The sequence below is a fragment of the Pantoea septica genome (assembly GCF_002095575.1).
Classification (GTDB): Bacteria; Pseudomonadota; Gammaproteobacteria; order Enterobacterales; family Enterobacteriaceae; genus Pantoea; species Pantoea septica.
In genome coordinates, this window is the sequence record NZ_MLJJ01000009.1 from 73,156 (window position 1) to 95,735 (window position 22,580).

The following is a 22,580-nucleotide window of genomic DNA, read 5'->3' on the forward strand; positions in this document are numbered from 1 at the left end:
GAGCAACGCATGACCACAACTTTTCGCGCCATGAACGCGCACGATATCGAATTCTGCTACGCCATGACGCAGCAGCTGAAGTGGCCGCACCGCCGCGAGGACTGGCAGCAGGCGATGGCCCTGGGCGAGGGCGTCGTGATAGAGGAACAGGGCAGGCTGCTCGGCAGCGCCATCCTCTGGCGCTGGGGCGAACGCGCCGCCACCATTGGGCTAGTGATCGTGGATGGCCAGCAGCAGGGGCGCGGCCTGGGCAAGCAGCTGATGCTGACCCTGCTGGAAAAAGTGCCCGACTATAACGTGCGGCTGCACGCCACCGAGATGGGCAAAGGGCTGTATGAAAAGCTCGGCTTTGTGACGACCGGGCAGATTCTTCAGCACCAGACGCGGGCGCTGGAGGCGGTGCCGCCCGTGGCTCTGCCGACGGGATTAACGCTGCGCCGCGCGCAGGCGCAGGATGCGCCTCTTCTCACCGCCCTCGACCAGCAGGCGCACGGCATGCTGCGTCCGCAGCTGATCGATCACCTGATTAACCAGCATCAGACGGTGCTGCTGGCAGACGCGCAGGGCGACATCCGCGGTTTCGCCAGCCTGCGCCGCTTCGGTCACGGCTGGGCGATTGGGCCGGTTATCGCGCAGGATTTCCCGACAGCGCAGGCGCTGGTCGCCTCGCTGATGCAGGGCCTGCGCGGCGAATTCGTCCGTATCGACACCGACGCCGCGCTGCCGCTCGCCCCCTGGCTCGCCACGCTCGGCCTGGCGCAGGTCGATAACCCCACCACCATGGTGCGCGGCACGCCCTGGACGCCGCCAGCGGGCGGCATGCAGGCGTTCGGCCTGATGACGCAGGCGATGGCCTGATGCATATCCTCTATAAATCGGATCCCCGGCGCGGCGCGCTGTGGCAGCAGTGGCTGGCGCAGCACGCGCCCGATATTCACCTGCATCTCTGGCCCGACATCGGCGACCCGCTGGCCGTGGAGATGCTGATCGCCTGGCAGCCGCCGGAGAAGCTGATGGCGACCTTTCCCAACTTGCAAGCGCTGCTGTCGGTAGGGGCGGGCGCGGATCAGTTCGATCTCGCCGCCTTGCCGCCCGACCTGCCGGTGGTGCGCATGATTGAGCCGGGGCTGACGCAGGGCATGGTGGAGTACGTCACTTTCGCGGTGCTCGGCATCCATCGCGATATGGTGCGCTATCTCCAACAGCAGCGCGAAGCGAGCTGGCAGGCGCACAGCGTCACGCCCGCCGCCGCGCGCCGGGTCGGCGTGATGGGGCTGGGCGAGCTGGGCCAGGCGGCGCTGCGGCAGCTGGTCTCGCTCGGTTTCGACTGCGCAGGCTGGAGCCGGACGTCGCGCCAGCTCGATGGCGTGCGGTGCTTTCACGGCGCAGCGCAGCTGGGCGACTTTCTGGCGTGCTGCGACATTCTGGTCTGCTTGCTGCCGTTAACGGCCGAGACGCGCGGCCTGCTTAACCGCGATCTGTTTGCGCAGTTGCCGCCCGGCGCGGCGCTGGTGCAGGCGGGACGCGGCGCACAGCTTAATCATGCCGATCTGCTGGCGGCCCTCGACAGCGGCCGGCTCGGCGCGGCGGTGATCGACGTGACCGATCCCGAACCGCTGCCGCCGTCGCATCCTTTCTGGCGTCATCCCGCCGTCTGGCTGACGCCGCACATTGCCAGCCAGACGCAAAACGAGAGCGCCGTCGCCGCGCTGCTGGAAAACCTGCGTCGCTATCAGCGCGGCGAGCCGATGATCGGCCTTATCGACCGCGCGCGAGGTTACTGATGGATATTGACTCTCTTATCGCGCTGCGGCGCGATCTGCACGCCCACCCGGAACTCGGCTATCAGGAGAGGCGCACCAGCGACATCGTGGCGCGCTTTCTGCAGCAGCTCGGGCTCGAGGTCTATCGCGATATCGGCCAAACCGGCGTGGTCGGCGTGCTGAAGCGCGGCGACAGCCCGCGCGCTATTGGCCTGCGCGCCGATATGGACGCGCTGCCGATGCAGGACCAGGGCGACGCGCCCTGGAAAAGCAGGACGGCGAACGTCTGTCACGCCTGCGGCCACGACGGCCATACCGTCATGCTGCTCGGCGCGGCGCGGCAGCTGGCGGAGGCGGGCGACTTCAACGGCACGATCTACTTTATCTTCCAGCCTGCAGAAGAGGGGATGGCGGGCGCGAAGGCGATGATCGACGACGGGTTGTTCAGCCGCTTTCCCTGCGAGACGGTCTACGCGCTGCATAACTGGCCGGAACTGCCGCTCGGCGAGGTGCAGACCCGTCCCGGCGCAATCATGGCGGCGGCGGATCGTTTCGATATTACGGTCAAAGGCGGCGGCGGCCATGCCGCGCAGCCGCATCTGACGCGCGACACGCTGCTGGCGGCGAGCGAGCTGGTGGTGCAGCTTAATACGCTGGTGGCGCGCGCTATCGATCCCTGCGAGGCGGCGCTGCTGAGCGTAACGCGCATGCAGGGCGGCTTTTCGCACAACATGATCCCGGCGGAAGCGTCGATTACCGGCACGGTGCGCACCTTTAGCCCGGCGGCGCAGGAGAGACTCGAAGCGCGGCTGCGCGATATGGCGCGCCACGTCACCGCCGCGCACGGGCTGCATGCGGAGGTCAGCTATCTGCGTTACTACCCGGCCACGATAAATAGCGAGGCGGAGGCGAACCTCGCCCTGGCGGCGCTCAGCGAGGCGGGGCTCAGCGCCAGCGTCGCGCGGCAGCCCGCGCTTACCTCGGAGGATTTTGCCTTTATGCTGCAGGCGAAACCCGGCGCCTATCTCTGGATCGGCTCCGCGCCTTCGCGGCCGCTGCACCACTCCGCCTACGACTTCAACGACGCGCTAATCCCTTATGGCGTGCGCGCCTGGACGGCGCTCGCCCGACGCGCGCTGCGTTAAGAAATTTCCCTGCTGAAAGGGCACGCATTTTAACAGGATATGCCGCAGCACTACCCATAACGGCAGCATGCGAAACCAGTGGGTTGCGATACTTGAGCCAACCGAACGTTACGTGGATGAGGTATAAAAATGCAGAATGTCATGGCCGAACAACAGACCTATTCAGACAACAGTTTGCTGCTGGACGCGCGCGAGCAGAATGTGCCGCGCGGCGTGGTGACCGCCCATCCGCTGGTGATTGAGCGCGCCAGGGGCAGCGAAGTCTGGGACGTCGAGGGCAACCGCTATCTCGACTTCGTCGGCGGTATCGGCGTGCTCAACGTCGGGCACAACCATCCGGCGGTGGTCAATGCGGTAACGCGCCAGCTGGGACTGGTCTCGCACGCCTGTTTTCAGGTCGTGGCCTATCCGGGCTATATCGAGCTGGCGCAGCGGCTTAATCAGCTGGTGGGCGGCGACGAAGCCTACAAGAGCGTCTTCTTTACCAGCGGCGCGGAGGCGGTAGAGAACGCGATTAAAATCGCCCGGGCGCACACCAATCGCTCCGGCGTGATCGCATTCGACGGCGCCTTTCACGGGCGTACGCTGCTGGGCGTGACCTTGACCGGTATGAGCCAGCCCTATAAGCAGAATTTTGGCCCGTTCCCGGCGGATATCTATCGACTGCCGTTTCCTAATCCGCTGCACGGCGTGACGGAAGTGGACTGCCTGAAGGCGCTGGATCAGCTTTTCGCCGTGCAGATCGCGCCGGAGCGCGTGGCGGCGATCATCATCGAACCGGTGCAGGGCGACGGCGGCTTCCTGCCGGCCGGTCCGGCGTTTATGCAGGCGCTGCGCCGCATTACCGAGCAGCACGGCATCGTGCTGATCTGCGATGAAGTGCAGAGCGGCTTTGGCCGCACCGGCAAGATGTTCGCCTTCCAGCACCTTAATATCAAACCCGATCTGGTGACGGTCGCCAAAAGCCTCGGCGGCGGCCTGCCGATCTCCGGCGTGGTAGGCAAGGCGGCGATCATGGACGCCCCGACGCCGGGCGGCCTGGGCGGCACCTACGGCGGCAACGCGCTGGGCTGCGCGGCGGCGCTGGCGGTGCTCGATTTGCTGGAGCACGACAACCTGCTGGCGCGGGCGAATGTGCTTGGCGAACAGCTGCTGGCGCGGCTACAGCTGCTGGCTGAGAAGTACGCCTGCATCGGCGACGTGCGCGGCCTCGGGTTTATGCTGGCGGTAGAGATCCTCGATTTCGAAACCGGCAAGCCGGACGCCGCGCTGACGCAGAAGATCCTCGACAGCGCCTGCCAGGAAGGGCTGCTGCTGATCAAATGCGGCGTTCAGCGCAATGTGGTGCGCTTCCTGGCGCCGCTTGTCACCACGGACTCACAGCTGGAGGAGGCGCTGCATATCTTCGATATTGCGCTGGCGCGCGCAACCGGCCGTCTGGGCTGACGCTATCTTCCTCATTGATATTGCTGGAATAATTATAATTTTTCCTGATGGATAACGCGCGCGTTACCGCTGGCGCTGGCGGCGCAAAGCGTGTTATACCATCAGCACGTCCTGCACAATTGGTTAACAATGAGGGGTGGTATGAACGGCTTAATGAAACTTGACCGCATCGACATCAACATCCTGGTGCAATTGCAAAAAGATGGCCGTATCAGCAACGTTAATCTCGCCGACGCCGTGGGACTTTCGCCCAGCCCCTGCCTGCAGCGCGTCAAGCGCCTTGAGCAGGCGGGCTTTATCACCGGCTACGAAGCCCATATCAATCTCACCAAAATCACCGATTCGGTCACGGTTTTTACCGAAGTGACGCTCTCCGGCCATCGCCGCGAAGATTTCATGAGGTTCGAGAGCGCGCTGCGCGACGTGGACGAGTTGATGGAGTGCCATCTGATTACCGGCGGCTACGACTATCTGTTGCGTTTTATCACCCGCAGCATCGAGCACTATCAGGAAGTGATTGAGAAGATGCTGGATGCGCAAATCGGCATCGACAAATACTTCAGCTATATCGTGATCAAATCACCGGTAATGAAGAGCAGCGTGCCGCTGCGCTCGCTGATTACCCGACAGAATGACGTGCTGGGCGCGCTGTAGTTTCTGCCGCGCTGAGCGCTTTATGGACTGCCGTGTCGGCTTCCGCCCCGCTATGGGGCTTTTTTATGCCCGCAGCCAGCCCTTTTCGGGCAGCATAAAATTTCTTTTCCGCCCTTTTTTCACCGAATTTGACCGGTTCGCTGCGCCTCTTCAGCCGCGTTAGCTGTCTCCGCGCGCTTACTATAAACCCATGCCGCGACAAGGAGTTATTTATGACCGCACCGATCATCGCCGACCATATCTGGCAGCGCGACGACTTTACCCTTTCTACCAAACGGACGCGACTGGATATGGACTGGATTCATTTCCAGCTGTCCGAGCGCGCCTACTGGGCGAAAGGGCAGCCGCGCGCCGCCACCGAGCGGGCAATCGCCGCGTCGCTGCCGTTCGGGCTCTATCACGTTGACGCGCAGATCGGTTTTGGCCGGCTGATTACCGACTACACCCGCTTCGGCTGGCTGTGCGACGTCATTATCGATGACGCGTGGCGCGGACAGGGTCTGGGCAGCTGGCTGGCAAGCTGCGTGCGCGAGCATCCGGAACTGGCCACGGTGCGGCGCTGGATGCTTTCGACAAACGATGCCCATCAGCTCTACCAGCGGCTTGGCTGGCGCGTGGTGCAGGAGCCGCACAAGCTGATGGAGTTCCCTCTCTCCTGACTCTGGAGTGCTACAGATGCGTTACCGCGTTGGCGTGGACATTGGCGGGTCCTTTACCGATTTCGCCGTGCTGGATCGGCAAACCAGCCAGATCCATACTCTGAAAGTGCTGTCGCGGCCCGATGAGCCCGGCAGCGAAATTCTCACCGGACTGGCGCAGTTCGCCGAGCGCGACGGCCTCGATCCCGCAGAGATTGGCTACTTCACCCACGGCACCACGGTCGGCATCAACGCGGTGATCCAGCGGCGCGGCGTCCGGCTGGCGCTGTTCGCCACCGCAGGCTTTTGCGACGTGCTGGAGCTGGCGCGGCTGAAAATCCCCCATATCCACGATCTCTTCTCCCGACGGCCCGCGCCGCTGATTAGCCGCGATCGCGTCTTCGCCATTCGCGAGCGCACCGATCGCGACGGCAAGGTGCTGCAGCCCGTCGATCGCACGAGCGTGCTGGCCGCTATCGACGGCGCGCGCGCGGCGGGCTGTCAGGGCATTGTGGTGGCGCTGCTGCACAGCTACCGCAACGGACACAACGAGGCGGCGGTAAAGGCGATCGTCGAAGAGGTCGCGCCCGACCTGCTGACCTCCTGTTCCGCCGACATCTGGCCGATTATCCGCGAATACGAGCGCACTATCACCGCCGCCATCAACGCCTACGTGCAGCCGATGGTGATCAACTATCTGGAGAAGTTCGAGGGCGCGCTGCGCGCCAGAGGCGTAACCACGCCGCCGCGCATCACCAAATCCAACGGCGGCGTGATGGGCGTCGAGCAGGCGAAGCGCGAATGCGTGCAGATGGTCCTCTCCGGCACCGCCTCGGGCGTAATCGGCGCCAGCTATCTCGCCAGCGCCTGCGGCTTCGACCGCATCCTTAGCCTGGATATCGGCGGCACCAGCGCCGACGTGGCGGTGATCGTTAACGGCGAGGTGGCGCAGGGCAACGGCGAAATCATCGGCGACTTCCCGATCTATATACCCTCTGTGGCGGTGACCTCTGTCGGGCAGGGCGGCGGCTCGCTGGCGTGGATCGACGGGCAGGGCGTGATGCAGATGGGGCCGGACAGCGCCGGTTCGCTGCCGGGCCCGGTCTGCTTCCAGCGCGGCGGCACCCAGCCGACCGCCACCGACGCCTTCGCCGCCTGCGGCATGATCGGCCATGGCGATCTCGGCTACCACGCCGTGCAGGTGGATGTCGCTGCCGCGCGCGCCGCCTGGCAGCCGCTGGCGGATCGCCTTGGCGTCTCGGTAGAGCAGACCGCCGAAACCGCCATCGAACTGGCGATCTCCAGCATGTATGGCGATACCAGCGGCCTGCTGTCGCGCTTCGGCCTCGATCCGCGCGAGTTCTGGTTTCTCGCCTTTGGCGGCGCAGGGCCGATGATGGGCTGTTTTCTGGCGCGCGAACTCGATATGAAAGGGGTTATCGTGCCGCCGACGCCGGGCGTGCTCTCGGCGCTTGGCGGGCTGGTGGCGGATATCCGCAACGACTTTATCCGCACGCTCTACGGCGATCTCGACGCGCAGCTGGCGGACCGGCTCGCCTCCGAAGCGGAGAGTCTGAGCCAGCGCGCGCAGGCCTGGCTGGCGGCCGAGCACGGCAGGGAGATGCCTTTTACGCTGCAGTTCAGCGCCGACATGCGCTATCGCGGCCAGTCGTTCGAGATCGACGTGCCGCTGGAGGCGGCCTGGCTGGCGGGCGCAGACGTGGCGGCGCTGCACGCGGCGTTTGACGAGCAGCATCACCGGCTGTTTGGCCACAGCGACGCCGCCGCCCCGGTGCAGCTCATCAACCTGCGGCTGGTTATCGCCTCGCCCACGCCGAAGCCCGCGCTGAATCGTCTCGCGGCGGCCAGCGAGCCTGTGCAGGTGGCGAAGCAGGTCCAGGCGTGGATAGACGGCGCTTTCCATCAGGTCGATCTGGTGCTGCGCGCGACGCTGCGTCCCGGCCACCGGCTGCGCGGGCCGGTTATCGTGGCGCAGGACGACTGCACCACCTGCGTGCCGCCGCGCATGCAGGTCGATGTGGACAGCTTCGGCAATCTGTTAATTACCCCGCTGAGCGAGGAGATGTGATCGTGGCTATCGACGGACGTAATCTGCAAATACTCGCCAACTACTGCGCGGCGGCGGCCGACGCCATGGCCTTTACCCTGATGCGCACCGCGCACTCCACCTTTGTTAAAGAGACGGAGGATTTCTCCTGCCAGATCGTCAGCCGCGACGGGCTGGCGTTCGCGTCGCCGCGCAGCTTCGGCGCGCCCTGGTACAGCGGCATCGACTATGCGCCGGTGCTGGCGCTGATCGACCATTACGACGAAGGCGACATCTGCATTACCAACGACGCCTATGCGGGCAACGTCGCCACCCATTCCCCCGATATTCACATCTGGAAGCCGGTCTTTTACGGCGGCGAAATCCTCTGCTTCGTGGTGGGTCATATTCACAACACCGATATCGGCGGCGCGGTGCCCGCCTCGCTGTCGCGCTCGCTGACCGACATCGTGCAGGAGGGCATCCGCATCCCGCCGCTGAAGATCGTCCGCAACGGCGAACTGAACGAGGATGTGGCACGTATCCTGCGGCTGAACGTGCGCGTGCCGGAGCAGAACTGGGGCGACTTCAAAGCGCAAATCGCCTCGGTCAATATCGGCGAGCGCAAGATCCACGAGATCGTCGCCCGTTTCGGCGCGGCGGATTTCCTGCAGGGCGTCGAAGGCATCCTCGACTACGCTGAACAGCAGGCGCGCGCCGTTATCCGTACCATTCCCGACGGCGAATACTTCTACGCCGATTACGCTGACGAGGATGGCGAAGGGGGCTATCCCTGTCGCGTGGCGATTACCCTGCGGGTGCAGGGCGATCGGCTGGAGCTGGACTACACCGGCAGCGATCCGCAGCTCGCATCGTCGTTGAACATGCCGACCGGCGGGCGCGAGCGCCATCCGCTGGCGCTGGTGGGCGTGACCTATGTGCTGTCGACGCTGGACCGGCGGCTGCTGCTTAACGCCGGCACGCTGCGCCCGACGCGCGCTATCCTGCCGTCTGGCACGGTAATGAACTGCGAAGCGCCCGCCGCCGTCGGCATGCGCTCGCTCACCTGCGCGCTGTCGCAAATCGCCACCGTCGGCGCCTTTTCGCTGGCGCTGCCGACGCGCCTTCCGGCTAACTCGCCGGGCGGCAACTCTATTATGAATATCCGCACGCTTGACGCGCGCAACCGCAGCGTGGTCGCCTCGCTTGGGCCGGTCGGCGGCGGCGCGGGCGGCACGCCGCGCCATGACGGCCCGGACGGCTCGGGCGGATTGTCCGCCTTCCTGAAAAACACCCCGATCGAGATCAACGAAGCGGAAGTTCCCATCCGCTTCCTGCGCTACGGCCTCGCGGCCGACAGCGCCGGCGCCGGACGCTTTCGCGGCGGGCTGGCGACCGAAATGGCCTTCGAGATCTTCACGCCGGAGACCACCGTCACCGCGCGTAACCGCAACCGCTCGGTGTTCGCCTCGGCGGGCGCGGCAGGCGGCAGCGCGGGCGGCCTTTCGCATTTTCGCACCCTGCGCGACGGTAAGACGCTGGAGCACGGCAACCGCGACGTGATCCACTGCCAGCCGGGCGATGTGGTCGAGGTGCGCGGGCCAGGGGCGGGCGGCTACGGGCTGCCGTCGCAGCGCGACGTTGAGGCGGTGCTCGGCGATGTTCGCTGCGGCTTTGTCAGCGCGGCGGCGGCGCGCGCGCAGTACGGCGTGGCGCTGGCGGACGGCAAGCTGGACGAGGCGGCGACGGCGCAGCTGCGCGCCGCGATGCCGCAGCAGGTCGAAACGCATTTTCAGCACGGTGCGGCGCGCCAGGCGTTCGAGGCGATCTGGACGCCGGAGCGCTACCGTTCGCTTACCCTCTTTCTCGCCGCCGCGCCGGTCGGCTGGCGTCATTTCCTGAAAACCCAGGTGTTTCGCGCCGTCGAGCAGGCAGGGGAAGCGGCGGATATGAGGAAAATATTCAGCGAGTTACGGCTGCGCTTTCCCGCATTAGCAGGCGAATAAGCCGGATTGTCGTCTACCCTTACTCTCTGACACGGATTTTCACCGAGGGGACAACGATGAGCATGAAAACCAGTGATTTCTTTGTGCAACGGCTTAAAGCCTGGGGCGTAACCCGTATTTACGGCTATCCCGGCGACGGCATCAACGGCGTGCTCGGCGCCATCCAGCGCGCCAATGAGAAGGGCGACGGCATTGAATTTATTCAGGTGCGGCACGAAGAGATGGCGGCTTTTATGGCGGCCGGCCACGCCAAGTTTACCGGCGAACTGGGCGTCTGCCTCTCGACCGGCGGGCCAGGCGCCACCCATCTGCTGACCGGCCTTTACGACGCCAAAATGGATCACGCGCCGGTGCTGGCGATTGCCGGCCAGGCGGAGGTTACAGCGCGCGGCGCCAGCTATCAGCAGGAGATGAACCTGGATCGCGTCTTCGCTGACGTCGCCAACTTCGTGCAGGAGGCGGCCGCGCCGGCGCAGGTGCGTCATCTGATTGACCGCGGCGTGCGCATCGCTAAAGCGCAAAACGGCGTGGCGGTGGTCATCGTGCCGAAAGATATCCAGGACGAACCCTGGGAAGCGCCGAAGCATCTGCACGGCTTTACCCACTCCGGCCCTGGCTATCAGCGTCCTAAAGTGGTGCCTTACGAAGCCGATCTTCAGCGCGCCGCGGAGGTGCTCAACGCCGGGAAAAAGGTGGCCATTCTGATCGGCGCGGGCGCGCGCGGCGCGGCGGTGGAAGTCGTGCAGGCGGCCAACGTGCTGGCGGCGGGCGTCGCCAAGGCGCTGCTCGGCAAAGACGTGCTGCCGGACGACGCCCCCTTCGTGACCGGCTCTATCGGCCTGCTCGGCACCAAACCCTCGTGGGAGCTGATGCAGAACTGCGACACGCTGCTGATGATCGGCAGCGGCTTCCCCTGGACCGAGTTCCTGCCTGAAGAGGGCAAAGCGCGCGCGGTGCAGATCGATATCGATCCGGCGATGCTCGGCCTGCGTTACCCCTGTGAAGTGAACCTGCACGGCGACGCGGCGGAAACGCTGCGCGCGCTGCTGCCGCTGCTGGAGCATAAAGAGGACCGCAGCTGGCAGGAGGAGATTGCGGTGCAGGTGCGCGACTGGTGGAAAGTCATGGAAGATCGCGCCCACGCGCCGGCTAACCCGGTTAACCCGCAGCGCGTGGTCTGGGAGATGTCGCCGCAGCTGCCCGACAACGCCATCGTCACCTCCGACTCCGGCTCCTGCGCCAACTGGTTCGCGCGCGACTATCGCGTCAAGCAGGGCCAGCGCGCCACGCTCTCGGGCGGACTCGCCTGCATGGGCGCGGCGGTGCCTTACGCCATCGCCGCTAAATTCGCCCATCCCGACAGACCGGTGGTGGCGCTGGTCGGCGACGGCGCGATGCAGATGAACAATATGGCGGAGCTGATCACTATTCAGAAATACTGGCAGCAGTGGAGCGATCCGCGCCTTATCGTCTGCGTCTTCAACAATCAGGATTTGAACCAGGTCACCTGGGAGCAGCGCGTCATGGAAGGCAATGCGCGCTTCGAGGCGACGCAGCAGCTCCCGGACGTCCGCTACGCCCAGTTTGCCGAATCGCTTGGCCTGCAGGGTATCTTCGTCGACAACCCGGATGAGCTGGAAGACGCGTGGCGACGCGCGCTGAGCGCCGACCGCCCGGTGGTGCTGGAGGTCAAAACCGATCCGGAAGTGGCGCCGCTGCCGCCGCATATCACCTTTAAACAGGCGAAAGCCTTTATGAGCTCGATGGCGAAGGGCGATCGCGGCGCGGCGCAGATTATCAGCGACACCGCCAGCCAGCTGCTGCACAAAAAGTAAGAGGCACGAAGCGTTAAGCGGCCTGGTCGCGGGCCGCTACTCTTACCCACTCTCTTTCCCCCCAGGCCGTTCGCGTCGGGGTTCAGGCGATTCGCCACAAATCAGTTTGGGAGTCATTCATGGCTACAGATAACAATCCGGTGTGGTTTATTTCAGGATGTTCGACAGGCTTCGGTCGCGAACTGGCGCAGCAGACCATTGCGCGCGGCTTCAACGTGGTGGTGACGGCGCGCGACACCGCGAAAGTCGCCGATCTGGTGGAAGGCCGCAGCAACGCGCTGGCGGTGGCGCTCGACGTGACCCAGTCGCAGAGCATCGACGGCGCGGTCAAGGCGGCGCTGGAAAAATTCGGCACTATCGACGTGCTGGTGAATAACGCCGGCTACGGCTACCAGAGCTCGGTGGAAGAGGGTGAAGAGCAGGCGATCCGCGACCAGTTCGACGCCAACGTTTTCGGCCTGTTCGCCCTGACGCGCGCGGTGCTGCCGACGATGCGCCAGCAGCGTCGCGGTCATATCATCAATATTACCTCGGTGGCGGGCTTCATCGGCTTCGCCAGCTCCGGCTACTACTCGGCCAGCAAGCACGCGGTCGAGGGCTGGTCCGATTCGCTGGCGCTGGAAACCGCGCCGCTCGGCATTCACGTCACCTGCGTCGAGCCGGGCCCGTTCCGCACCGACTGGGCTGGCCGCTCGCTGCATCAGACGCCGAGCAAGCTGCCGGAGTACGCGGAAACCGCGGCGGCGCGCATGAAGGCGACCTCCGAATACAGCGGCACCCAGAAGGGCGATCCGGCGCGCGCGGCCCAGGCGATGATCGCGATTGCCGAGCACGCCAACCCGCCGCGCCATCTGGTGATGGGCGCGTGGGGCTATGATGCGGTAACGGCGAAGCTGAAAGAGCGACTGGCGCAGATTGAAGCCTGGAAGCAGACGTCTGTGGAGACCGATTTCCCGGAATAACTGGCAGGCGCGCTGGCTGCCGGCGCGCCTGTTTTAACGCATCCAGTCGCCCAGCCGCTCGAGCGGCACCGCCTTGCTGAACAGATAGCCCTGCAGCTGATTGCAGCCCGCGTCGGCCAGCGCGCTCATCTGCCCCGGCGTTTCCACCCCTTCCGCCGTCACCGTCAGCCCCATCGCGTGTCCCAGCTTCACCACCGACTCGATAATCGCCACCGAATTCTCCGCCACGCCCAGCGACTGGGTAAAAGAGCGGTCTATCTTGATTTTGTCCACCGGGAAGGTGCTGAGGTAGTTGAGGCTGGAGTAGCCGGTGCCGAAGTCGTCCAGCGCGATGCGGAAGCCCGCCTCGCGCAGGGCGATAATAATGGCGCGCGCCTCATGCTCATCCTCAATCAGCACCCCCTCGGTGATCTCCAGCTCGATACGCTGCGGATCGCCGCCGCTTTCCCGCACGATCTCCACCATCCGCGCGACAAATCCACTGGCGCGGAACTGCACCGGCGAGACGTTTACCGCCACCGTTAAATCGGCAAAGCGCTGCTGGGTCAGGCAGGCCTCGCGCAGCACCCACTCGCCCAGCGGAATAATCAGCCCGGTCTCCTCGGCGATGGCGATAAAATCGCCGGGCGGGATCGCGCCGCGCGTCGGATGATCCCAGCGCAGCAGCGCCTCGACGGCCACCATGTTTTTGCCGCCGATATCCATCAGCGGCTGGTACCAGACCGCCAGCCCTTCGAAGTTTTGCAGCGCAGCGCGCAGATCGGCGGCGATGCTCTGCCGCGTGCGGATAGACTCGTCCATCACCCGCTCGAACTGGCGATATTTGCCGCGCCCGCTGCTTTTCGCTTCATAGAGCGCGATGTCCGCTTTGCGCACCAGTTCCTGACGATCCACCCCATCTTTCGGCGCCAGCACCAGTCCAATGCTGGCAGCGCTCCACACCTCGCCGCCAAACAGCGGAAAGGGCTGGCTGAGCGCCTCGAGAATACGCTGCGCCAGCGCCTCGACCTGTCCGATGTTGTCGACCTCCGGCATCACCACCAGAAATTCGTCGCCGCCGATGCGCCCCACGGTATCGCAGGGGCGCATCAGGCTGGCGAGACGATGGGCTACGGCGATAATCAGCTCATCGCCGGCGTGATGGCCGTAGGTGTCGTTGATATTTTTAAAGCGGTCGAGATCGATCAGCAGCAGCGCCACGCGCTGTTCTTGCCGCGTCGCCAGCGCCAGCGCCTGGGTCAGCCGATCCTCTACCAGCGCGCGGTTCGGCAGGCCGGTCAGCACGTCGTGAAAGGCCAGATGCAGCGCCTGCGCTTCGCTGGCGCCGAGCTTCAGCATCGACTGCGACAGCTTAAGGGAGGAGGTCCAGATCCGCCGCACCATGTAGAGGCAGAGCAGCATCACCACCAGCACGGCGATGCCGGTTGAGGGACCGAGGGTGCGCAGCATTTCCGCGCCGGGTCGCGCCGGGCTCCAGTTGATATAGCCGACGTCGCCGGCCGCTGGCGACTTCAGCATAAAGCGCGCCGGGGCGACGGGCGGCGCGTCGGGATCGGAGTAGTGCAGCCCCTTGAGCTGGCTGCGCTCCGCCAGGGCGGCAAGATAGCCGTCGTCGAGATATTTCAGGCTGACCAGCATAAAGCGCGGCGCGCTCTGCGCAGCGTGGTGAATGGTGCCGATGGCCAGCGCCGCCACGCGACCGTCGACGCGGGCGAGATCCACCGCCTCCTGCGGCGCGGCGCGCAGCAGCGCGCTGGCTAAAATCGTCTGCACGCCGGCATCGCGCGCCGGCTCAGGCAGCACCGCGCCGTTGCGCCAGGCCTGCACCGGCCGACGCGCCTCGTCCAGCACCATAATGAGCTGGTGGCCGAACATTTCATAGAGCCAGCGGCCCACGTTGTCATCCAGCCAGCGCTGGTCGGGCTGAGGCGCGTCAAGATGCATTTGCAGCGGCGTCCAGCGCGACAGGCTGTTTAGCTGGCGCTGATGTTCCGCCAGGCTCTGCGAAAAAGAGGCTTCAATCATTCGCTGCTGCTGCGCCAGCGCTTTCTGGTTGCTGATTGCGCTACTGAGAAACAGACCGGCTCCGGCACCTGCCAGCGTCAGGAGCAGGATCGCCGCCAGCGGCAACAACACTTCACGAATAAAGCTGCCGCGAAAGCCCGCGGAAAGTTTGGTGCTGTTAATCATTTTATAGGTTCGCGTGGTCATCCTGTGTCAGTTAATAGCCTGGCAGAAATCCTTCAGCCTGCACGTCACAGGATAAGTAAGACTGTGACTGATTAGTCACAAAAAAAACCGACGCGGATGCGCAGGTAAAACCGTTCAGCGTTGTTAATTAATCGTCCCGCATCTCTCTTCGCCGTTCGACGCCTTCGGGCGGAATTCATCGTCGCGTCACTGCACGGTCACCATCCTGTCATCTGTGCAGGTCAAGGTAGTGGCCAACACGCAGCCGGACTTATCGCTGCGCTTCCCACTCAGTCAAGGTTGAGGATCTGTTCAAGATGGAGATATCCAGACATCCGACCACTGTTTATCAGGCCGTCGCCGCGCAGCTGGAGCAGGCGCTGCGGGAGAACTACCGCAGCGGCGACTATCTGCCTTCCGAGCAACAGCTGGCCGAGCGCTATGAGGTAAACCGCCACACGCTGCGGCGCGCGGTGGACGAACTGGTCAATAAAGGTCTGCTGCAGCGCCGCCACGGCGTCGGCATCCTGGTGCTGATGCGGCCTTACGACTATCCGCTGCATGCGCAGGCGCGCTTTAGCCAGAACCTGATGGAGCAGGGCAGCCATCCCACCAGCGAGCGGCTGCTGGCGGTGCTGCGTCCCGCCAGCGGCGACGTCGCCAGCGCGCTGGGGGTGGTCGAAGGCGACAGCGTGATCCATCTTCGCACCCTGCGCCGGGTTAACGGCGTGCCGGTCTGCGTGATTAATCACTTTCTGCCCGATCTGAGTTGGTGGCCGGCGCTGCAGCGCTTCAGCAGCGGTTCGCTGCACGACTTCCTGCAGCAGCACGGCGGCCACCAGCTGGCGCGCAGCCAGACACGCATCAGCACGCGCCGCGCGCAGGCGAAAGAGTGCCGCCTGCTGGAGATAGCGCTGCACGCCCCGCTGCTCTGCGTGCGCACCCTGAATAAAACCCGCGACGGCGCGCTGGCGGAGTACTCCGTCAGCCTGACGCGCGGCGACATGATCGAACTGACCCTGGAGCACTGATGGAAAGCTTAACGCAACGACAGCAGTGGCTGTCGGTACTGGCGCACAGCAGCGCCTCGGCGCTGGCGCAGCACTGGCAGGCGCTGCGCCTCGCGCCGCGCTTCTCGCTGATCCGACCGGCGGAAATCGGCCTCACGCGGCTGATGGCGCGCATGGGGGCCAGCGGCAAGCGCTTCGTGATGGGCGACGCCACCGTGACGCGCGCCGTGGTGCAGCTCGAGGACGGCACGCTCGGCTACAGCTATGTGCTGGGCCGCGACAAGGCGCACGCCGAGCGCTGCGCCCTGATTGACGCGCTGTTGCAGCAGCCGCAGACCCACGCGCTGCTGAGCGAAAAAGTGATAACGCCGCTGGCGGCCCTGCGCGAGGAGCAGCGCCAGCTGCGGGCGCGCGAGATCGCCAGCTCGAAAGTAGATTTCTTTACGCTGGTTCGCGGAGATAACTGATGACATTACTGGCTAGTTTTAACCATCCGGTGGCCGATGCGCAGCGCGCCTTCCGCCGCATCCTGAAAGCGATGAGCGAGCCGGGCGTCATGGTCTCGCTGCCGCTGGCGCAGGGCTGGGGCGCGCTGTCGCCCGCCGCGACTGCGGTGCTGCTGACGCTGGTGGATCAGGAGAGCCCGCTCTGGATCGAGCCGCAGGTCGATAACGAGATCCTGCGCAGCAACCTGCGCTTCCATACCGGCGCGCCGCTGAGCGAGAGCCGAGACGCGCCCTTTGCGCTGAGCCAGGCCGCCAGCAGCCCGCGTCCGGCTGACTTCGCCGCAGGCGACAACCTCGCGCCGGAAAAGAGCACCACGCTGATTATTGAGGTACCGTCGCTCAACGGCGGGCTGACGCTGCGCCTTTCCGGGCCGGGCCTGCGCGAGTCGCGCGCCATCGCGCCGCAGCTGCCGGAGAGCGTGCTGGACTACCTGCGCAACCGTCCGCATCCCTTTCCGCAGGGGGTCGATCTCATCTTCACCTGCGGCGAAGCGATGATGGCGCTGCCGCGCACCACCCGCGTGGAGGTGTGCTGATGTACGTAGCCGTGAAAGGGGGCGAAAAGGCGATTGCCAACGCTCATCAGCTACAGGCGGACCTGCGGCGCGGGGCGCGCGAGGTACTGGAGCTGGGCTGCGATCAGGTGGCGCAGCAGCTCGGGCTGGCGGTCGACCGCGTGATGACCGAGGGCGGCATCTACGATCCCGAGCTGGCGGCGCTGGCGATAAAACAGGCGAGCGGCGATTTGGTGGAGGCGATCTTCCTGCTGCGCGCCTACCGCACCACGCTGCCGCGCCTGGCCGACAGCGCGCCGCTGGCGACCGGCGAGATGCGCCTTGAGCGCCGCATCTCCGCCGTCTATAAAGATCTGCCTGGCGGCCAGGTGCTGGGCCCGACCTGTGACTACAGCCACCGCCTGCTCGACTTCACGCTGCTGGCCAACGGCGAGGTGCCGGCTGCGCCGCGCGGCGACGAGGCGCTGGCGACGCGCTGTCCGCATATGTTCGCCATGATGAGCGAAGAAGGGCTGGCGGCGCGGGAGATCGACGACGGCAGCGAGCCGGTGGATATCACCCGCGAGCCGATGGGCTATCCGGCGTCGCGCGCGGCGCGCCTGCAGCAGCTGGTACGCGGCGACGAGGGCTTTTTGCTGGCGCTCGGCTACTCCACCCAGCGCGGCTACGGCCGCACCCATCCCTTCGCCGGCGAGATCCGCACCGGCTACCTCAGCGTCAGCATCTGCCCGGAAGAGCTCGGTTTCGAGCTGGAGATCGGCGAAGTGCTGCTGACCGAATGCGAAATGGTGAACGGCTTCACCACGCAGGGCGAAGCGGCGCCGCACTTTACCCGCGGCTACGGCCTGGTGTTCGGCCGCGCCGAGCGCAAGGCGATGGCGATGGCGCTGGTGGATCGCGCGCTGCAAACCCGCGAGCACGACGAGCGCGTCACCAGCCCGGCGCAGGACGAGGAGTTCGTGCTGGCGCACGCCGACAACGTCGAGGCCGCCGGCTTCGTCTCCCACCTCAAACTGCCGCACTACGTCGATTTTCAGGCGGAGCTGGCGCTGCTGAAGCGCCTGCGTCAGGATCATCAGGAGCGCAACCATGGCTGAACTGAGCGGCTATAACCCGGGCTATCTCGACGAGCAGACCAAGCGCGCCATCCGCCGTGCCATCCTGAAAGCGGTGGCGCTCCCCGGCTATCAGGTGCCGTTTGCCGGACGCGAGATGCCGATGCCCTACGGCTGGGGCACCGGCGGCATTCAGATCACCGCCAGCGTCATCGGCGATGCCGACGTGCTGAAGGTGATCGACCAGGGCGCGGACGACACCACCAACGCCGTCTCGATTCGCCGCTTTTTCCAGCGCGTCAGCGGCGCGGCGACCACCGAACGCACCACCGACGCCACCCTGATCCAGACGCGCCACCGCATTCCGGAGACGCCGCTGGAGGAGGATCAGATCCTGATTTTTCAGGTGCCGATCCCGGAGCCGCTGCGCTTTATCGAGCCGCGCGAAACCGAAACCCGCACGATGCACGCGCTGGAGGAGTACGGCGTGATGCAGGTGAAGCTCTATGAAGATATCGCGCGCTACGGCCATATCGCCACCACCTACGCCTACCCGGTAAAGGTCAACGATCGCTACGTGATGGACCCGTCCCCCATCCCGAAATTCGACAACCCGAAGCTGCATATGATGCCCGCGCTGCAGCTGTTCGGCGCGGGCCGTGAAAAGCGCATTTATGCGCTGCCGCCCTTTACCAAAGTCGAAAGTCTCGACTTCGAGGATCACCCCTTTACCGTGCAGCAGTGGGAGGAACCCTGCGCCCTGTGCGGTTCGCGCCACAGCTATCTCGACGAGGTGGTGATGGATGACCAGGGCACGCGCCTCTTCGTCTGCTCCGACACCGATTTTTGCCACCAGCAGCAGGAACAGCAACATGCACAGTGAACAGCCGCTGCTTGCGGTTAATAACCTGACGCACCTCTACGCGCCGGGCAAAGGCTTCGAAGGCGTGAGCTTCGATCTCTATCCCGGCGAAGTGCTGGGCATCGTCGGCGAGTCCGGCTCCGGCAAAACCACGCTGCTGCGCAGCCTCTCCGCGCGCCTGACGCCGCAGCAGGGCAACATTCTCTATAACCAGCGCAATCTCTACGCGCTGTCGGAGAGCGACCGCCGCCGCCTGCTGCGCACCGAATGGGGCGTGGTGCATCAGCACCCGCTCGACGGACTGCGCGCGCAGGTCACGGCGGGCGGCAATATCGGCGAGCGGCTGATGGCGGTGGGCAATCGCCACTACGGCGACATCCGCGCCCAGGCGGGCCGCTGGCTGCAGGAAGTGGAGATCGCCGCCAACCGCATCGACGATCTGCCCACCACTTTTTCTGGCGGCATGCAGCAGCGCCTGCAGATCGCCCGCAACCTTGTCACCCAGCCGAAGCTGGTGTTTATGGACGAGCCGACCGGCGGGCTGGACGTGTCGGTGCAGGCGCGGCTGCTCGATCTGTTGCGCACCCTGGTGCGCGAGCTGAACCTGGCGGTGATTATCGTCACCCACGATCTCGGCGTGGCGCGCCTGCTGGCGCACCGGCTGCTGGTCATGAAGCAGGGCCGCGTGGTGGAGAGCGGCCTGACCGACCGCGTGCTGGACGATCCGCACCATCCCTACACCCAGCTGCTGGTTTCATCGGTGCTCAACTAATGACGGATAAACGCATGAACATACAATTGCGCGTCGAGAATCTGTGTAAAACCTTCGTGCTGCACAATCAGAGCGGCGTCGAGCTGCCGGTTTTGCAGAACGCCTCGCTTGAGGTGGCGCAGGGCGAAGTCGTGGTGCTGCACGGCCGTTCCGGCAGCGGCAAGTCGACGCTGCTGCGCGCGCTCTACGGCAACTACCAGGCCAACAGCGGCCATATCTGGCTGCGTCACGACAGCGAGTGGGTCGATATGGCGCACGCCCCGGCGCGCCAGATCCTGGCGATGCGCCGCGACACCCTCGGCTGGGTCAGTCAGTTCCTGCGCGTTATCCCGCGTGTGCCGACGCTGGAGATCGTGATGCAGCCGCTGCTGGAGCGCGGCGTAGAGCGCGCCTTTTGCGAGAAGCGCGCGAAAGAGCTGCTGACGCGGCTCAACGTGCCGCCGCGCCTCTGGTCGCTGGCGCCCTCGACCTTCTCCGGCGGCGAGCAGCAGCGCGTCAATATCGCGCGCGGCTTTATCGCCGACTATCCGGTGCTGCTGCTGGATGAACCGACCGCCTCGCTGGATAAAGCCAACAGCGCGGCGGTGGTGGAGCTGATTGAGCAGGCGCGCGCGCGCGGAGCGGCCATCGTCGGCATTTTTCACGATGAGGCGGTGCGCGAACGGGTGGCGGATCGGCTGCACGTCATGCAGCCGATCAACAGCGGAGCGGAAGCATGATTATCAACAATGTCCGACTGATTCTGGAAAACGAGCTGGTGGCGGGATCGCTGGAGATGCGCGACGGCCTGATCGCCAGCTTCAGCGAAACGCCGAGCCGCCAGCCCGGCGCGCTGGACGGCGAGGGCGGCTACCTGCTGCCGGGCCTGGTGGAGCTGCATACCGACAACCTCGATAAGTTCTTCGCTCCCCGGCCGAAGGTGGACTGGCCCGCCCACTCGGCGATGAGCAGCCACGACGCGCTGATGGTGGCCAGCGGCATCACCACGGTGCTGGACGCCATCGGCGTCGGCGACGTGCGCGACGGCGGCCATCGGCTCGATAACCTGAGCAAAATGATCGACGCCATTCGCGGCAGCAACCGCAAAGGGCTGAACCGCGCCGAACACCGGCTGCATCTGCGCTGCGAGCTGCCGCACCACGCCACGCTGCCGCTGTTCGAGGCGCTGATGGGCACGCCGGAGCTGTCGCTGGTGTCGCTGATGGATCACTCGCCGGGTCAGCGCCAGTACGCCTCGCTGGAGAAGTACCGCGAATATTACCAGGGCAAATACGCGCTCAACGACCAGGAGATGGACGCCTTCGAGCATGAGCAGCTGACGCTGGCGGCGCAGTGGTCGCAGCCGAACCGTCAGGCGATCGCCGCGCTCTGCCGCGCGCGCCACATCGCTATCGCCAGCCACGACGACGCCACCGAGGCGCACGTAGAGGAGTCGCACGGGGTCGGCAGCGCCATTGCCGAATTCCCGACCACGCTGGCGGCGGCGCGCGCCTCGCGCGCCAGAGGGATGCAGATCCTGATGGGCGCGCCCAATATCGTGCGCGGCGGCTCTCACTCCGGCAACGTCGCCGCCTGGGCGCTGGCGGCGGAGGGGCTGCTCGATATTCTCTCCTCCGACTACTATCCGGCGTCGCTGCTCGACGCGGCGTTTCGTCTCGCCGCCGACGAGCGCAACCCGCTGGCGCTGCCGCAGGCGGTGGCGCTGGTGACGCGCAATCCGGCGCGCGCGCTCGGCCTGGCGGATCGCGGCGCGATTGCCGAAGGCCGCCGCGCCGATCTGGTGCTGGCGCATACCGACCACGGCCATCCGCATATTCGCTCTGTCTGGGCGCAGGGCAGGCAGGTCTACTGATGGCGCGCCTGATCTGGCTTATCGGGCCCTCAGGCTCGGGCAAAGACAGCCTGCTCAACGCGCTGCGCGAAGCGCCGCCGCCGAATCTGCTGATCGCCCATCGCTACATCACGCGCGCGGCCGATGCGGGGGGCGAGAACCATATCGCCCTGACCGAAACGGCGTTCGCGCGCCGTGCGGCGCAGGGGCTGTTCGCCCTGCACTGGACGGCGCACGGTCTGCACTACGGTCTTGGGCTGGAGATCGATCTCTGGCTGCAACGCGGTCACGACGTGCTGGTCAACGGCTCGCGCCACCATCTGCCGCAGGCGCAGGCGCGCTACGGCGCGCGGCTGCTGCCGCTCTGCCTGACGGTGTCGCCGGAGGTGCTGGCGGCGCGTCTGCGCCTGCGCGGGCGGGAGAGCGAAAGTGAGATCGCGCGACGGCTGGATCGCGCCGCGCAGCCGCTGCCGGCGGGCTGCCGCCTGCTGAATAACAACGGCGCGCTGTCGCAGACCCTGCTGCAGCTGCGCCAGCTGCTGGAGCCGCTCTTATGAAGCTGACATTTCTCGGCACCGGCGGGGTGACCGCCGCGCCGCTTTTCGGCTGCGACTGCGCCGCCTGCTTACGGGCGCGCGGCGACAGGAAACGGCGACGCGCGCCGTGCAGCGCGCTGATCGAGGCGGGCGGCGAGCGCATCCTGCTTGACGCCGGGCTGCCGCTGCTGGCGGAGCGTTTCGCCCCCGGCGAGCTGTCGCGCATTCTGCTGACGCACTACCACATGGATCATGTGCAGGGGCTGTTCGCGCTGCGCTGGGGCGCAGGCGAGGCGATCCCCGGTCTGGGGGCCGCCGGACGAGCGAGGCTGCGACGATCTCTTTAAGCATCCCGGCCTGCTCGATTTCCGCCCGTCGCTGACGCCCTTCGTGCCCCATCTTTTCGGCGCGCTGCAGGTGACGCCGCTGCCGCTGCAGCACTCGAAGCTGACGCACGGCTACCTGTTCGACTGGCACGGCGCGCGGCTCGCCTGGCTGTGCGACACCTGCGGCCTGCCGCCCGACACCGAGGATTTCCTCACCGGCCAGCGCATTGATGAGCTGGTGATCGACTGCAACGATCCGCCGTCTCCTGCTGCGCGCAACCATAACGATCTGACGCGCGCGCTGGCGATTGTCGACCGGCTCGCCCCGCGTCACGCGTGGCTGACCCACCTGTCGCATCAGATGGATAACTGGTTAGCAAACAACTGCTTGCCGGAATCTGTATCCGCCGCCGCCGACGGCATGACGCTCTCCCTGAGCCCGGACGACCCTGTCACCGTTTGATCACCTCACTGTCATCAG

Annotated in this window: 19 protein-coding genes and 2 pseudogenes; 20 read left to right on the plus strand and 1 reads right to left on the minus strand. The window is 65.6% G+C overall.

The features are described 5' to 3' along the window. Positions 1-9: 9 nt before the first annotated feature. From HA46_RS06975 to HA46_RS07020, 10 genes and pseudogenes are all read left to right on the plus strand, one after another. Positions 10-858 (plus strand): GNAT family N-acetyltransferase, encoded by an 849-nt coding sequence (locus tag HA46_RS06975; RefSeq protein WP_084883221.1) that lies wholly within the window; start codon positions 10-12, stop codon positions 856-858. Then, positions 858-1,784, plus strand: a complete 927-nt coding sequence (locus HA46_RS06980; RefSeq protein ID WP_084883224.1) for a 2-hydroxyacid dehydrogenase — start codon at positions 858-860, stop codon at positions 1,782-1,784. The genes HA46_RS06975 and HA46_RS06980 overlap by 1 nt, the downstream gene beginning before the upstream one ends. Before the next feature lie 5 nt (positions 1,785-1,789). Next, positions 1,790-2,924, plus strand: a pseudogene (locus HA46_RS06985) (M20 aminoacylase family protein). A 113-nt stretch (positions 2,925-3,037) separates the two neighbouring features. Next, positions 3,038-4,354 carry a 4-aminobutyrate--2-oxoglutarate transaminase gene (gene gabT / locus HA46_RS06990; protein ID WP_033791442.1) on the plus strand — a complete coding sequence of 439 codons (1,317 nt, stop codon included), beginning with the start codon at positions 3,038-3,040 and terminating at the stop codon, positions 4,352-4,354. A 141-nt stretch (positions 4,355-4,495) separates the two neighbouring features. Continuing rightward, positions 4,496-5,008, plus strand: coding sequence for an Lrp/AsnC family transcriptional regulator (locus HA46_RS06995; RefSeq protein ID WP_084883232.1), 513 nt, complete (start codon positions 4,496-4,498; stop codon positions 5,006-5,008). 212 nt (positions 5,009-5,220) lie between these two features. Then, positions 5,221-5,667 carry a GNAT family N-acetyltransferase gene (locus tag HA46_RS07000; RefSeq protein WP_033791441.1) on the plus strand — a complete coding sequence of 149 codons (447 nt, stop codon included), beginning with the start codon at positions 5,221-5,223 and terminating at the stop codon, positions 5,665-5,667. Between the two features lie 16 nt (positions 5,668-5,683). Next, positions 5,684-7,735, plus strand: a complete 2,052-nt coding sequence (locus HA46_RS07005; protein WP_084883235.1) for a hydantoinase/oxoprolinase family protein — start codon at positions 5,684-5,686, stop codon at positions 7,733-7,735. 2 nt (positions 7,736-7,737) lie between these two features. After that, positions 7,738-9,699, plus strand: a complete 1,962-nt coding sequence (locus HA46_RS07010) for a hydantoinase B/oxoprolinase family protein (RefSeq protein WP_084883298.1) — start codon at positions 7,738-7,740, stop codon at positions 9,697-9,699. Between the two features lie 56 nt (positions 9,700-9,755). Next, positions 9,756-11,534 (plus strand): thiamine pyrophosphate-requiring protein, encoded by a 1,779-nt coding sequence (locus HA46_RS07015; protein ID WP_048781698.1) that lies wholly within the window; start codon positions 9,756-9,758, stop codon positions 11,532-11,534. 119 nt (positions 11,535-11,653) lie between these two features. Continuing rightward, positions 11,654-12,496: an oxidoreductase gene (locus tag HA46_RS07020; protein WP_033791438.1), complete on the plus strand. Its 843-nt coding sequence runs from the start codon at positions 11,654-11,656 to the stop codon at positions 12,494-12,496. Positions 12,497-12,529: 33 nt separating this feature from the next. Here the strand turns inward: HA46_RS07020 and HA46_RS07025 are convergent, their stop codons facing one another. Next, on the minus strand, positions 12,530-14,686 hold the full coding sequence (locus tag HA46_RS07025; RefSeq protein ID WP_084883301.1) for a putative bifunctional diguanylate cyclase/phosphodiesterase: 2,157 nt from the start codon (positions 14,684-14,686) through the stop codon (positions 12,530-12,532). Positions 14,687-15,003: 317 nt separating this feature from the next. On the opposite strand from HA46_RS07025, the gene phnF reads away from it, so the two are divergent. The 10 genes and pseudogenes from phnF to phnP all read left to right on the plus strand — a co-directional run bounded on the left by phnF (position 15,004) and on the right by phnP (position 22,562). Continuing rightward, on the plus strand, positions 15,004-15,717 hold the full coding sequence (gene phnF / locus HA46_RS07030; protein ID WP_084883238.1) for a phosphonate metabolism transcriptional regulator PhnF: 714 nt from the start codon (positions 15,004-15,006) through the stop codon (positions 15,715-15,717). Next, positions 15,717-16,163: a phosphonate C-P lyase system protein PhnG gene (phnG, locus tag HA46_RS07035; protein WP_033791436.1), complete on the plus strand. Its 447-nt coding sequence runs from the start codon at positions 15,717-15,719 to the stop codon at positions 16,161-16,163. The genes phnF and phnG overlap by 1 nt, the downstream gene beginning before the upstream one ends. Further along, on the plus strand, positions 16,163-16,738 hold the full coding sequence (gene phnH / locus HA46_RS07040; RefSeq protein WP_084883241.1) for a phosphonate C-P lyase system protein PhnH: 576 nt from the start codon (positions 16,163-16,165) through the stop codon (positions 16,736-16,738). The genes phnG and phnH overlap by 1 nt, the downstream gene beginning before the upstream one ends. Continuing rightward, complete coding sequence (locus HA46_RS07045; protein ID WP_084883244.1) at positions 16,738-17,814, plus strand: carbon-phosphorus lyase complex subunit; 1,077 nt, start codon at positions 16,738-16,740, stop codon at positions 17,812-17,814. Before phnH ends, HA46_RS07045 begins: the two co-directional genes overlap by 1 nt. Then, entirely contained in the window at positions 17,807-18,655 is an 849-nt protein-coding gene (locus tag HA46_RS07050; protein WP_033791433.1) for an alpha-D-ribose 1-methylphosphonate 5-phosphate C-P-lyase PhnJ, read from the plus strand. Before HA46_RS07045 ends, HA46_RS07050 begins: the two co-directional genes overlap by 8 nt. Next, a complete protein-coding gene (gene phnK / locus HA46_RS07055) occupies positions 18,645-19,406 on the plus strand; it encodes a phosphonate C-P lyase system protein PhnK (RefSeq protein ID WP_033791432.1) in 762 nt (253 codons plus the stop codon). Before HA46_RS07050 ends, phnK begins: the two co-directional genes overlap by 11 nt. A gap of 14 nt (positions 19,407-19,420) precedes the next feature. Beyond that, positions 19,421-20,125: a phosphonate C-P lyase system protein PhnL gene (gene phnL / locus HA46_RS07060; RefSeq protein WP_143807598.1), complete on the plus strand. Its 705-nt coding sequence runs from the start codon at positions 19,421-19,423 to the stop codon at positions 20,123-20,125. After that, positions 20,122-21,258: an alpha-D-ribose 1-methylphosphonate 5-triphosphate diphosphatase gene (gene phnM, locus HA46_RS07065; RefSeq protein ID WP_084883248.1), complete on the plus strand. Its 1,137-nt coding sequence runs from the start codon at positions 20,122-20,124 to the stop codon at positions 21,256-21,258. Before phnL ends, phnM begins: the two co-directional genes overlap by 4 nt. After that, the gene (gene phnN, locus HA46_RS07070) at positions 21,258-21,794 is read left to right on the plus strand and encodes a ribose 1,5-bisphosphokinase (protein ID WP_033791429.1); all 537 of its coding nucleotides are present in this window, start codon (positions 21,258-21,260) and stop codon (positions 21,792-21,794) included. The genes phnM and phnN overlap by 1 nt, the downstream gene beginning before the upstream one ends. Continuing rightward, positions 21,791-22,562 (plus strand): annotated as a pseudogene (phnP, locus tag HA46_RS07075) (phosphonate metabolism protein PhnP). Before phnN ends, phnP begins: the two are co-directional and overlap by 4 nt. Positions 22,563-22,580: the final 18 nt, after the last annotated feature.